The 12,201-nt window shown below is 69.5% G+C and carries 12 protein-coding genes; 6 read left to right on the top strand and 6 right to left on the bottom strand.

Annotation, left to right across the window (positions count from 1 at the left end):
- Window positions 1-103: 103 nt before the first annotated feature.
- Window positions 104-640: a multiprotein bridging factor aMBF1 gene (locus tag PSC72_RS00755; protein WP_274323993.1), complete on the bottom strand. Its 537-nt coding sequence runs from the start codon at window positions 638-640 to the stop codon at window positions 104-106.
- Window positions 641-766: 126 nt separating this feature from the next.
- Here PSC72_RS00755 and PSC72_RS00750 point away from each other — a divergent pair, with 126 nt between their 5' ends.
- The 5 genes from PSC72_RS00750 to PSC72_RS00730 all read left to right on the top strand — a co-directional run bounded on the left by PSC72_RS00750 (window position 767) and on the right by PSC72_RS00730 (window position 6,538).
- Complete coding sequence (locus PSC72_RS00750; protein WP_274323992.1) at window positions 767-1,642, top strand: aldo/keto reductase; 876 nt, start codon at window positions 767-769, stop codon at window positions 1,640-1,642.
- Between the two features lie 186 nt (window positions 1,643-1,828).
- Window positions 1,829-2,986, top strand: a complete 1,158-nt coding sequence (locus PSC72_RS00745; RefSeq protein ID WP_274323991.1) for a thiamine ABC transporter substrate-binding protein — start codon at window positions 1,829-1,831, stop codon at window positions 2,984-2,986.
- Window positions 2,987-2,990: 4 nt separating this feature from the next.
- Window positions 2,991-4,667, top strand: a complete 1,677-nt coding sequence (locus tag PSC72_RS00740; protein ID WP_274323990.1) for an ABC transporter permease — start codon at window positions 2,991-2,993, stop codon at window positions 4,665-4,667.
- On the top strand, window positions 4,660-5,691 hold the full coding sequence (locus PSC72_RS00735) for an ABC transporter ATP-binding protein (protein WP_382260968.1): 1,032 nt from the start codon (window positions 4,660-4,662) through the stop codon (window positions 5,689-5,691). Before PSC72_RS00740 ends, PSC72_RS00735 begins: the two co-directional genes overlap by 8 nt.
- Before the next feature lie 91 nt (window positions 5,692-5,782).
- Window positions 5,783-6,538, top strand: a complete 756-nt coding sequence (locus tag PSC72_RS00730) for an SAM hydrolase/SAM-dependent halogenase family protein (RefSeq protein WP_274323988.1) — start codon at window positions 5,783-5,785, stop codon at window positions 6,536-6,538.
- A gap of 39 nt (window positions 6,539-6,577) precedes the next feature.
- On the opposite strand, the gene PSC72_RS00725 is transcribed toward PSC72_RS00730, so the two are convergent.
- The 4 genes from PSC72_RS00725 to hisC all read right to left on the bottom strand — a co-directional run bounded on the left by PSC72_RS00725 (window position 6,578) and on the right by hisC (window position 9,556).
- Window positions 6,578-7,150: a helix-hairpin-helix domain-containing protein gene (locus PSC72_RS00725; RefSeq protein ID WP_274323987.1), complete on the bottom strand. Its 573-nt coding sequence runs from the start codon at window positions 7,148-7,150 to the stop codon at window positions 6,578-6,580.
- Between the two features lie 127 nt (window positions 7,151-7,277).
- Window positions 7,278-7,886: a CDP-alcohol phosphatidyltransferase family protein gene (locus PSC72_RS00720; RefSeq protein ID WP_274323986.1), complete on the bottom strand. Its 609-nt coding sequence runs from the start codon at window positions 7,884-7,886 to the stop codon at window positions 7,278-7,280.
- A gap of 13 nt (window positions 7,887-7,899) precedes the next feature.
- Window positions 7,900-8,427 (bottom strand): adenylate kinase family protein, encoded by a 528-nt coding sequence (locus PSC72_RS00715; protein WP_274323985.1) that lies wholly within the window; start codon window positions 8,425-8,427, stop codon window positions 7,900-7,902.
- A gap of 46 nt (window positions 8,428-8,473) precedes the next feature.
- Entirely contained in the window at window positions 8,474-9,556 is a 1,083-nt protein-coding gene (hisC, locus tag PSC72_RS00710; protein WP_274323984.1) for a histidinol-phosphate transaminase, read from the bottom strand.
- A 165-nt stretch (window positions 9,557-9,721) separates the two neighbouring features.
- Between hisC and PSC72_RS00705 the strand changes: the two genes are divergently transcribed.
- On the top strand, window positions 9,722-10,177 hold the full coding sequence (locus PSC72_RS00705; RefSeq protein ID WP_274323983.1) for a CopD family protein: 456 nt from the start codon (window positions 9,722-9,724) through the stop codon (window positions 10,175-10,177).
- A 30-nt stretch (window positions 10,178-10,207) separates the two neighbouring features.
- Here the strand turns inward: PSC72_RS00705 and PSC72_RS00700 are convergent, their stop codons facing one another.
- Window positions 10,208-11,818: a GMC family oxidoreductase gene (locus tag PSC72_RS00700; protein WP_274323982.1), complete on the bottom strand. Its 1,611-nt coding sequence runs from the start codon at window positions 11,816-11,818 to the stop codon at window positions 10,208-10,210.
- Between the last annotated feature and the right edge of the window lie 383 nt (window positions 11,819-12,201).

The raw sequence follows: 12,201 nt of genomic DNA, 5'->3' as shown, positions 1-12,201 counted from the left end.
ACGCCCCGACGGGCCGCGGTCTCCGATACGATTCCACCCGTCCGGGATTCTACCCGTTCTCCCGACCGTTCTACCGCGGGGCCGTCTCGGTGCCCGTTCCGTCTCAGGAGTCTTTCCGCTCGACGACGTCGCCGAGCGTGTACTCGCCGGTCGAGTCGCCGCCCGACCACTCGGACTCGTCGGTCGTGCCTCCGGCCGAGAGGTCGACGTCGAGCGCGCTCTCGAGTTTCGTCTGGACCTCGTCGCTCGGCAGGGTGTCGCCGCGTTCGATCTTCCGGATGAGACTGGCCTTCTCGTTGAGCTTGCGCGCCAGGTCTTCCTGGCTCAGGCCCGCGGACTCGCGCGCCGAGCGGACGGTCTCGTCGTAGTCCTGTGCGAGCTCGTCCATCTCGTCGAACATGTCCCGCCGCGAGCCCGAGGACCCACCGCCCGAACTCGAAGACGACGAGGAGGTCGAGGAGGAGGAGCCGCTCGACGAACTCGACGACGTGGAGTACTTCGTCGACGCGCCGGAGGAGGTCTGCTGTTTCACCTCGGTCCCGAAGTCCGTGCACTCGTCGCAGACGTCGAGTTCCGCCCCCTCGATCTTGACGCGGTTGGGGGAACTCGTCTCCTTCCCGCACATCTCACACTGAACCATGATCCACCCTTACCGGCGACTGTTGATAAAGTATACGCCAGCGACGGCCGGAGCGCCGACGCGGGCGGCCGCCGCGACCGAGCCGATGCCACCCCAACTTTTCCCCGCCCTGCCCGTACTGGGCGTATGGAGACCAGACCGCTCGGCGACACCGGCCAGGAGAGCTCCGTCCTCACGTTCGGCGCCATCGCGCTCGACTTCCTCGACCAGGACGAGGCGAACGAACTCACCGAGGACGTCCTCGACCGCGGCGTCAACCACGTCGACGTTGCGCCCCAGTACGGCACCGCGGAGGTCAAGCTCGCACCGACGCTCGCTGACCGCCGCGACGAGGTGTTCCTCGGCTGCAAGACGCTCGAACGCGGCTACGAGGGCGCCTGGGAGAAACTGGAGGAATCGCTCGACCGACTCGGCACCGACCACATCGACCTCTACCAGTTCCACGCCGTCACCGAACAGGAGGAGATCGACGAGATAACCGCCGACGACGGCGCCCTGAAGGCCTACCGCGAGGCCCAGGAGGAGGGGATCATCGACCACATCGGCGTCACGAGCCACGGCCGCCCCGAGGTGATCCGCGAGGCGGTCGAACGCATCCCGGATCTGGCGACCGCCATGTTCCCCGTCAATGCCACCGTCGCCGCGAAGGACGACGCGGACCACGCGTACCTCGACCTGGCGAGCGAACTGGAAGACCGGGGGATCGGCGTCATCTCGATCAAGACCTTCGCCAAGCAGCCCTGGCCGGAGGACCTGGACGAGGACGACCGACCGTACAACACGTGGTACGAGCCGTACGACGACCCCGAAGAGCTTGCGCGGTGTCTCCGCTACACCCTCTCGCAGGACGTGACGACGCTGACCAACGCGGGCGACCCGCGACTCGTCGGCCCGATCCTGGACGCCGCCCAGTCCTTCGAGCCGATGAGCGACGCCGAGCAGCAGGCGATGGTTGACGAGCGGCGGTCCGAGGAGTCGCCGGTGCCCGCGGACCTGGGGTGAGCGGTCGTCCGACTGCGGTGGTAGCGGTCGCTCGGTCGCGGTCGTTCGGTCGTGGGGACGAACCGCTCAATTTGATAACTCGATAACCGATAGTTCTGACGTGTCCGGCCCGATACGGGTGATTCTGGCCGGATCCCGGCGATCCGGATCGCGGGGTATTTCATTCGCCACCTGTATTCCTCGGTTATGGACCGACGACGTTTCGTCAAAGCAGTGGGCGCTGGAGTGGCGGGCCTCACCGCGGGGTGTAGCGCCGAACCGACCGGCGACGGCGACGCGACCGACACGAGCGACGGATCGACCGACTCGACCGGAACGGCCGACGGCACCGTCACCGGCACCGCGTCCGGGACGCCTGTCCTCCGCGTGGGGACGTACCCCTCGTTCGTCGACGCGCCGAGTTCGAGCCCGGGCCCGTGGCTCAAAGAGCAGTTCGAGGCCGAGCACGACGCCGAACTGAAGTGGTTCCCGCCGGAGAGCAACATGGACTACTTCCTCCAGCGGCGCCAGCAGGGCGTCACCATCGACACCGACCTGTTCCTCGGGCTGACGCCGGAGAACCTCGTCAAGGCCGACCGCGAGACCGGCGACGGCGAGTCGCTGTTCACCAGCGTCGACACGTCCGCGCTCTCGAACGTGGGCCACGTCGTCGACGACTACCGCTTCGACCCCCAGGAGCGGGCCATCCCGGTCGGCGCCTCCTACATCAGCCTCGTCTACAACCAGCACGCGTTCGACGAGCGCGGCGTCGACGCGCCGCAGACGTTCGACGACCTCGCCAGCGACCCCTACGAGAACGGACTGATCGTCCCGAACCCGCAGAACAGCGAGACCGGCCTGGAGTTCCTCTTCTGGACGGTCGACCACTTCGGCGAGGACGGCTACCTCGACTACTGGAGCAAGCTGATGAACAACGGGACGCAGATCCTGAAAGACTGGGGGACCGCCTACGACGCCTACTCGAAGGGCGAGGCGCCGATGGTCGTCTCCTTCTCGACCGACCAGGTGTACGCCGACCGCTACGACCAGGACATGGCGAAACACCAGATCGGCTTCCCGAACGGCGAGGGCTACGCCTACGTCGAGGGCGCCGCGCCCTTCACCGGCACCGACAAGATGGGCCTGGCAACGGAGTTCATCGACTTCGTCCTCCAGCCGGAAATCCAGGCCGAGATCGCCCAGCGCAACGTCGCGCTCCCGGCGGTCGACAACGCGGACCTCCCCGACGACTTCGACGAACTCGTCCACGAACCGGAGACCATCGTCAGCTTCGGTTACGACGAGCTGATGGGCAACGTCGAGCCGTGGCTCGACGATTGGTCCCAGCAGATCGCCAGCAACTGAGCCGATGAGGCCCGGCCGGGTCGCTGAACGGGTCGGCGTCCCCCTGCTGGCAGTGGTGACGCTCGCGCTCCTCGGACTCGTCTTCTTCTACCCGGTGGGGATCGTCCTCGTCGAGTCGGTGCGGGTCGACGGCGTCTACTCGCTGGCGCGCTTCGCCGACGTCCTCGCCGACGAGTTCTACCTCGACCTGTTCGGCTTCACGGTCTATCAGGCGATCCTGTCGACAATCGCGGCCGTCGCGCTCGGCGTCCCCGGCGCGTACGTCCTCGCGCGCTTCGAGTTCCCCGGCCGCAAGACGATCCGCTCGCTGACGGCCCTGCCGTTCGTGATGCCTACCATTCTGGTCGCCATCGGGTTCGTCGCGACCTTCGGGGAGAACGGCGTGGTCAACGTCGTACTCGGGGCCGTCGGGCTCCCGACGGTCAATCTGCGCGGGACGCTCCTGATCATCGTCCTCGCCCACGCGTTCTACGACGCGCCGCTGATCGCCCGGATCACGGCCGCCGCGTGGGAGGGCGTCGACGCGGAGATGACCGAGACCGCCCGCTCGCTTGGCGCCTCGCCGCTCCGGGCGTTCCGCGACGTGCTCGTCCCGCAGTTGCTCCCCGCCGTCCTGACCGGCGCGTTGCTCACCTTCATCTTCTCGTTCATGTCGTTCGCCATCGTCCTCGCGCTGGGCGGGCTCAGCCTCGCGACGGTGGAGGTGTGGGTGTACCACCGGATCAGCCAGCTCGACTACGGGACGGCCTCGACGTTGGCCGTCATGGAGATGGCCCTCTCGCTGGCGCTCACCTACGCGTACCTCCGCTACGAGGCGCGCCAGCGCGCCGCGAGCGCCGCTCGCCCTCCCGAGCGGATGGACCTGTTCGGCTCGGTCACCAAGAGCCGGCTGTTCGCCTGGGGGTACGCCGTCGTCGCGGTCGTCGTCTTCGTCGTCCCCATCGTGAGTCTCGTCCTCGCGAGCGTCACCGGCCCCGAGGGGTTCACCCTGCGAAACTACCGGTTCCTGGTCGAGCGGCAGGCGACCGCTTACGAGTTCCAGGTCAAGCCGCTGACCGCGGTCACGAACTCGCTGCTGTTCGGCGGCGGGACGCTCCTGCTCGCGGTGCCGATGGGCGTGTTCCTCGCCGTCGTCAGCACGCGGACCTTCCGCGGGCGGAAGCTGATCGACACGCTGGCGATGGCGCCGTTCGCCGTCAGCGGCGTCGTCGTCGGCCTCGGCCTCCTCCGCGGGTTCGTCTTCGGCACCGAGGCCTTCGGCTACCGGTTCACCGTCGCGGGGCCGCTCGCCATCGTCGCCGCCCACGCCGTCGGCGCGTACCCCTTCGTCACTCGGAACGTCGCGCCGGCCCTGGCCGGCATCGACGACTCCATCGTCGAATCGGCGCGCTCGCTGGGCGCCTCTCGCGCCAGGGTCATGCTCGACATCGAACTGCCGCTGGTCGTCCCGGCCATCCTGGCGGGGACGGCCTTCGCGTTCGCCATCAGCATCGGCGAGTTCGATTCGACGGTTATACTGGCCACCGGCGGAACGAGTTACACCATGCCAGTGGCCATCGAGCGGTTCATCGGCCGACGGCTCGGCCCCGCGACGGCGATGGGCGTGGTCCTGCTCGTCGTGACCGGCGTGAGCTTCGTGATCATCGACCGCCTCGGCGAGGGGAGTGGTTTCGGTGGGTAGGCTCGAACTCGACGCCGTCCGCAAGGAGTTCGCCGACACCGTCGCGCTCGACGGCGTCTCGCTGGACATCGCCGCGGGCGAGTTCTTCACGCTCGTCGGCCCCTCCGGCTGCGGCAAGACGACGACGCTCCGCACTATCGCCGGCCTCGAAACCCCGACGAGCGGGACCGTTCGTTTCGACGGGGAGGACGTGTCCGGCGTTCCCACCGAGGACCGCGACGTGGGTATCGTCTTCCAGAACTACGCCCTCTTCCCGCACATGAGCGTCCGCGAGAACGTCGCCTACGGCCTCAAGTTCGCCGACCCGCCGGGCGGCAAGTCGGTCGACGAGCGCGTGACCGAACTGCTCGACCTCGTCGACCTGTCTGGGATGGGCGACCGCGAGCCCGACCAGCTCTCCGGCGGGCAACAGCAACGGGTCGCCCTGGCCAGAGCGCTCGCGCCGGCCCCCGAGATCCTCCTGCTCGACGAGCCGATGTCCGCGCTGGACGCCCGCCTCCGGGAGACGCTCCGCCGCCAGGTCAAGCGCATCCAGACGGAACTCGACGTGACGACGGTGTACGTCACCCACGACCAGGAGGAGGCGCTCGCCATCTCCGACCGGCTCGCCGTGATGGCCGACGGCCGCGTCGAGCAGGTGGGCACCCCTCGCGAGGTGTACGAACGGCCCGCGACGGAGTTCGTCGCCTCGTTCGTCGGCGAGAACAACCTCTTCCGCGGCGAACTCGTCGGCACCCGTGACGACGGGTCGACGACGGTGGCCGTCGACGGGAGCGAGTTCACGGTCGACGACGGCGACCTGGCGACCGACGACCTCACCTTCTGCGTCCGCCCGGAGGACCTGGTCGTCGACGCCGACGACAACCGATTCGAGGTCGCCGTCGATACGGCGGAGTTCCTCGGCGAGACCACCCGGTACTACGCCGACTGGGGCGACCGGACCGTCGTCTTCCGGACCCCGGACCCCCACGACGACGAGTCGCTGACGCTCGGCTTCGACCCCGCCGACGCGCGGGTGCTGTGACCGCAGGGGGCCACTCCCAGCAGTGGCGACCGATCCGCTGTCCTCGTCCAATACCGAGTGAATTAACCGACGAATACTCCTGTATCGGCGTATGATAACGCTCGCTTCGGACTTCCCGAGCCCGTACCCCGCGGCGATGCGCGGCGTGATCTGCTCGCGCACCGACGCGCGGATCGAGGACGTCGCCCACGACTTCCCCCGCCAGGACGTGCGCGCCGCGGCCTTCTGGCTCCGCGAGGTGCTCCCGTATTTCCCGCCCGCGACGCACTGCGTGGTCGTCGACCCCGGCGTGGGGACCGACCGAGCGGCCATCGTCGTCGAAGCCGGCGACCATCAGATCGTCGCGCCGGACAACGGCGTCGCCGTCCCGGTCGCCCGGGAACTCGCCGGTGAGAGCGACTTCGCCGTCTGGGACGTCGACTACAGCGACGACGAGACGGCCAGCAACACCTTCCACGGGCGCGACGTGTTCGCGCCGGCGGCCGCCGACGTCCACGACGCCGACTCGATCGGCGAAATCGATCGCTGTACCCGGACCGACGAGTGCGTCGACCTGCGGTTCCCCGACCCCGAGGTCGGCGAGTCGTCGGCCCGCGGCGAGGTGCTCGTCGTCGACGGGTTCGGGAACGTCGTCACGAACGTTCCCGGAGACGTCGTGGCCGACCGCGAGACCGTCCGCGTCGGCGGCGAGTCAGTTCCGGTTCGGAACGCCTACGCGGCGCTCGACGTCGGCGACCGACTCGTCACCGTCGGGAGCCACGGCAACGTGGAGTTCGCCGTCAACCAGGGCCGCGGCGACGACGCGTTCGGCCTCGGCGTCGGCGACGACGTGTTGATCGAGTGGTAGCGGCGGACGGCCGTCGCCTCTCCGGCCGGTCGCGCCCGTTCAGTCCACGAACTCCCGGAGGTTTTCGAGGTTCTCCGGACCGAGCCCGGCGACGGCGAGCAGCGCGTCGTCTCCGGCGGCGCGCACGTCCCTCTCGGTGACGTATCCCGCGGTCCTGAGCTTCCCGGCCGTCTTCGGGCCGATTCCGGGGACCTCCTCGAAGGGGACCTCCGGGTCGTCGGCGGGTTCGTCTTCGGCCTCACCGCCGTCTCCGTCTTCCGGGTCAGGCTCGGAGAGGATGTCGAGCGCCTCCCGCAGCGCGTCGGCCTTGTGTTTCGCCTTGCGGCCGTCCTCGCGCTCGTAGGCGGCCAGTCGCTCGCGCAGGCGGTCGTACTGCCCGGCGTCGCTGGGCATCTCGGCCCCCGGCCGCGGCCGGTAGCGGGTCCCGAGTTCGGCGTCGAAGCTTCCGCGCCTGACGAGCGTCGTCCCGCCCGATTCGTCCCGGAGGAGGACGACCTGCTGGTCGGTGTAGATGACCTGCCGCAACTCGGCGGTGCGCTGGTCTTCGAGGACGAGTCCGATCTGTGTGCCGATCCTGTTGGTTCTCGACGGATCGAGGTGTGCGTCTGACATGGTGTGCGAAGTCGTGCCTGGTTGTTTCACGGCGGCACGCGCTCCGTACGATCGGCACGTTCTCCGGCGATTTGGGCCTGTCGTTTTCGCCGTCGAACACGCGCCGCGTCCGGCGATTCGACCGCGCTCACAGCGCCTTCATCGCGTAATAGAACCGCTGGAGCGCGGTGAAGTGGCCGACAACGGCGAAGAAGACGAGCAGCCAGCCGACGACCGTCAGTCCCGAGAACGACTGCGTGACGAAGCCGGCGACGACGCCGACGGCGACGACCAGCGCCAGGCGGTCCGCGCGACCGACCAGACCGCCGTAGACGCGGTCGAGGCCGACGGCCTGGGCCTGCGTCCCGAGGTAGGAGGTCATCAGCACGCCGGTGACGGCGGCCATTCCGATCGCGTACGCCTCTATCCCCGCGGCGAGCCCGGCGATGACGACGATGTCGGCGTAGCGGTCGATGACGTGGTCGAGCAGATCGCCCGCGGGGCCCCCGGTGCCGGTCTCGCGGGCGAGTTCGCCGTCGACGAGGTCGAGCCAGCCGTTGAGCGCGACGGCCACGGCCCCGCCGACGTAGAGAAGGGGATCGCGGCTGGGCGCGAGCGCGAAGGCGGCCGCGCCGACGAGCGCCAGCAGGAGCGCGATGACGCTCACGCCGTTGGGGGTCAGACCGACGCGCTTGGCGAGGCTCACCGACGGCGCGAGGACGCCTTTCACCGCGGGCCGGAACCGGTCGAGTGTCATCCTGTGGACGTAGTCATAGATAATCCACGAACGAAACTGTACCGACCTGGGGCTCGCGTTCGCCCGCGACGACTTCCCCGATCGCCGCGGCGGTCTCCTCCGGGTCGAGGTCGGTCGCGTCTATCTCGTAGACCGCGTCCTCGCCGTGGCGCTCGACCGCTTCCGCGAGGATCACGTCGAGCGCCTCCGACTCGGCGTTCTCCGCGGCCTTCGCCGCGGGCTCCCCGCGGTCGGTGAGCCGCCGTTCGAGTTCCTCCGGGTGACAGCGCAGGACGACGACCCGGTCGGCGTCGAAGTGGTGCGCGAGGTGGGACTCGAAGAGCACGTCCTCGCGGCCGGCGAGGTAGTCGGCCAGCGCGTCCAGATCGGCGACGGCGGAGTCGCGCTCCTCGTCGTGTTCGACGACGAAGTCCTCCTCGTGGATCACGTCGTTGAGGTGGATCACGTCGAGGTCGGCGGCGGGGCCGTCGGCGTCGGCGGCCACCCGCTCGACGGCGGTCGTCTTGCCCGTCCCGGGCGTGCCGGTGACGGCGACGCGCATCAGGCGACCCCCACGGCCGTCGCGTTCGGTGCGCTCGCGACCGCCATCAGGCCGAGACCTCCGCGAGGACCTCGTTGACGGTCTCGACGGCGCGGCGGGTCTGTTCTCGCGTCCCGCAGGTGATCCGGATGCACTCCGGCAGGCCGAAACTGGAGCAGTCGCGGACGATGACGCCGCGGCGCTGTGCGGCGTCGGCGACGGCGCTCGCGTCGCCCACCTCGACGAGGACGAAGTTGCCACCGCTCTCCCAGGTGCGGGCGTCCAGGTTCTCGTGCATGTACTCGCGGGCCCACTTCGCGGTCTCGACGGTCTTCTCGACGTGCTCGTCGTCGTCGAGCGCCGCGAGGCCGGCCCGGCAGGTCAGTTCGGTCACGCTGAAGGGCGTGTTCACGCGGGCGTAGGCGTCGGCCCACGCCTCGGGGGTGACGGCGTAGCCGAGGCGCATCCCCGCGAGGCCGTAGGCCTTCGAGAACGTCCGGACGACGGCCACGTCGTCTCGCTCCTCGACCATGTCGACGGCCGACGGCGAGTCCGTGAAGTGGATGTACGCCTCGTCGTAGACGACGAGCGTCTGGTCGTCGGTCTCCTCGGCGACGGTCCGCACGTCGTCGAGGGCCATCTCCGAGCCCGTGGGGTTGTGCGGGCTGGTGACGTAGACGATGCGGTGGCCGTCGTAGGCGTCGAGCACCGTCTCCGGCGTCTGCGCGAAGTCGTCGGCCTTCTCCATGCGGTACTCGTCGACCTCGCCGTGGTGGTAGCGGGCCGACATCGGGTAGTAGGCGAAGCCCGGCGTCGGGACGAGGACGCGCTGACCGGGGTCGATGAACGCGCGGGCGAGGTAGTCGAGCGCGGTGTCGCCGCTCGGCGTCAGCCAGATCTGCTCGTCGGCGACCCCGTGGCGGTCGGCGATCTTGGCCGTGAGGTCGGTGTGGGAGGTCTTCGGGTAGCTGGCGACGCGGTCGGCGTGCTCGCGGACGGCGTCGGCCGCCTTCGGGCTGGCGCCGAAGGGGTTCTCGTTCGAGGAGAGTTTGACGAGGTCGTCCGGGTCGAGCCCGAGTTCGCGGGCGACCTCCTCTATCCCTCTCCCGGCGCGGTAGACGGCGTGGGAGGAGAGGTCCCGTGGTTCCATACCCGAGAGATGCGGACGGCGGGTCTTAAGCGTGCTCACACGGCGTGAGCCGTTCACAGGGCGCCGCGCGCTTCCGACTTCGCGACCGCGACGAGAGACGCCGGCTGGCCGGCGCTCCGGGGCGAAGTGGGTACGTTCAAGAGGGTCGAGTCCTCGCGGTCGCACATGTCAGCACTCGACTTCGCGATGTACGTCCTCCACCTCCTGTTCGCCGGCGTGTGGGCCGGGAGCGTGATCTTCGTGACCGTCGCCGTGTGGCCGACGGCCCGCGACGGCACGGCGAACGCGAAACCGCTGCGGTTCGTCGTCGAGCGCCTGCGGTGGATCTCCCGTGTGAGCGCGCTCGTCCTCTTCGCCTCCGGCGGACACATGGCCGGACAGCACTATAACGTCGCGCGATTGACCGGCCAGCCACGCGGGCACCTCGTGCTCACGATGGTCGCGCTGTGGCTCGCGCTCGCCGCGCTCGTCGAGATCGGATCGAGCAAGCTCGCCGACGGCTTCGACCAGAAGAAAGTCCGCCAACCGGCTCGCGACGCCAAGCCGTTCTTCCTCGCCGCGTCAGTCGTCGCCGCGCTGCTCCTCGTCGTCGGGGGACTGCTCGCGGGCGGCTTCAGCTAACGACGGACCCGACTGCGACCGCTCACGTTCTCAGAGGTCTTCGTCCACGTGGTCGGCCGCCTTCAGCGCCAGCGCCGCGATGGTGAGCGTCGGGTTCATCGCCCCGCTCGTCACGAAGACGCTCGACGACGCGACCGAGAGATTCCTCACGTCGTGGGTCCGCAGGCGTGGATTCACGACGCTGGATTCGGGATCGGTCCCCATCCGCGTCGTTCCCATGTGGTGGGCGGCCGGTCCGGTGTTGTCGGGCCCGACGGTCCACTCGATCTGGGCGCCCAGTTCGTCCAACACGCGCCGCTGGATCTCGTTCGCCTTCGCGAGGGTGCGCCGCGTCCTGTCGCCGAGCGACCACCGCACGTCCGGGACCGGGTTGCCGTGGTCGTCCGTCGTCGACGGGTCGAGCGCGATCCGGTTCGACTTCCGCGGGAGCTGTCCCACGAGTCCGCCCATCGCGACGTGTGTCCCGTAGTCCGCTCGCAGCGTGGCGAGCAGGTCGTCGCCCCACTCGTCGGCGGTGAGCGCCTGCTCGACGGGCGAGGGGCCGGCGTAGTTGAGAAACTCCAGCTTCATCGGCCCGACGCCGTCGAAGTCGTTGTCGTAGAACTGGTGGCATTCGCTCGTCATGAAGCCGACGTGGTTCTGCCGCGTGGGCTCGTCGAGCGTCCCCCCGACGCCGGCGAAGAGGTGCTCCATGAAGTACCGGCCGACGAGCCCGCTGGAGTTGGCGAGGCCGTCCGGGTGGGCCTCGGACTTCGAGAGGAGGAGGAGCCGCGGGATCTCGACCCCGCCCGCCGCGAGGACGAACTGCCGCGCTTCCTGGCGGTGCTCCGCCCCGTCGGGCGTCGCGTAGACGGCGGCCTCGACGCGCTCGCCGCTCCGGTCGGTTTCCAGTCGCTGGACGGGCACGCGATCGAGGACGCGCGCGCCGGCCTCCTCGGCTGCGGCGATCGTGTGGTCGGCGCTGTACTTCGCGCCCGAGGGACAGACCGGATCGCAGGTTCCGTAGCCGACGCACTGGCTGCGGCCGTCGTACCCCGCGGAGTTCCGGGCGTTCGGCACCGAGTGCATCGCGATTCCGAGTTCCTCGCAGGCCTCAGCGAACAGCGAGTCGCTGTAGGAGGGCCGGAAGGCCGGCATGGGATGAGGCTCCTCGCGCGGCGGCGCGAAGGGGTTGTCCGAGGCGCCCGCGACGCCGATGGCCGACTCCGCGTCGGCGTAGTACGGCCGCAAGTCGTCGTAGGAGACCGGCCAGTCGGCGGCGACGCCGTCGCGCGAGCGCCGCTCGAAGTCGGACTCGTGGAGCCGCATGACCATCCCCTGCCAGTGGAGCGTCGACCCGCCGACGCCCTTCACCCGCATCGCGTTAAGCGGGTAGAATCGCTCGCCGCTCGCACTGAACGCGTCGCGCTCGCCGCCCATGTCCCAGACCGAGTGGGGGCCGTGGGCCGGCCTGATCGCCCGCTCCATGCGCTCGCGACGGTCGTCGAAGTCGAACCGCGGCCCCGCTTCGAGGACGACGACGTCGCGACCCCGCTCCGCGAGGCGGTTCGCGACCAGCGCGCCCGCCGGTCCAGCGCCGACGACGCAGACGTCGACGCGCTCGCTCGGCGTGCGGTCGACGTCTTCGTCTGTCGCGCTCATCGTCGGACCCCCTGTCTCATCACGCCGGGATTAGGCAAACCTAAACTTATGCGTTGCCATGCCGCTCGCGGCTCGGCGGGCGACACGGTGGTTCGAGGAGCGTCGGTGCGGAGTACTTAATCGTCCGCGGCGACTATCCCGACTGCGTGCCTTTAGTCCCCGCCCGAGCGTACCCGGATGGGAGCGATGACAGCGCGGCGAACCCGGGCACGCGACACACGAGTGGCGCCGCAAGCGCCAATTCGCCGAGCGGCTGACGCCGTCTCGGCATTCGGTCGCCCTGACGGGTGACCCGACTCGGCGGCTACCGCCGCCTCGTCAACCGGAGGCGCCTGACGGCGCCTCCCGCCTCGACGGCTTGCGCCGTCTCGGCATCTGGTGGC

It is taken from the genome of Halosimplex aquaticum (assembly GCF_028747785.1).
Taxonomy (GTDB): Archaea; Halobacteriota; Halobacteria; order Halobacteriales; family Haloarculaceae; genus Halosimplex; species Halosimplex aquaticum.
The sequence above is the reverse complement of the archived record's forward strand: the minus strand, read 5'-3'. Positions and strand labels throughout refer to the sequence as shown.